This is a genomic window from Lentilactobacillus parakefiri, assembly GCF_002157585.1.
Taxonomy (GTDB): Bacteria; Bacillota; Bacilli; order Lactobacillales; family Lactobacillaceae; genus Lentilactobacillus; species Lentilactobacillus parakefiri.
This window is the reverse complement of sequence record NZ_BDGB01000037.1, coordinates 1-231: the sequence shown is the minus strand read 5'-3', so window position 1 is coordinate 231 and position 231 is coordinate 1. Positions and strand designations below refer to the sequence as shown.

Here is a 231-nt window from a genome sequence, read left to right as displayed (position 1 = left end):
GAACAGCTTTCAAGCCCAGAGGGCCAGGCCATTTTCGCTAAGCGAAAACTTGAGGATGAGCCAGCCTTTGGTAACCTGAAGGCTAATTTGCGTTTCCGTAGATTATCGGTACGTGGATTAAGACAAGTCAATAATGAATTAGGAATTATCTGTATGGCAGCAAATATGAATAAATTGGCCAAAATGATGGCCAATTTAACTCATATTTTTGGTTGGATAGAAAAACTGAGC

Annotated in this window: 1 protein-coding gene; it reads left to right on the top strand. The window is 40.3% G+C overall.

Translation table 11 applies throughout. The features are described from left to right. The coding region (locus tag LPKJCM_RS03085; RefSeq protein WP_174659004.1) for a transposase at positions 1-231 on the top strand (231 nt) is incomplete at both ends.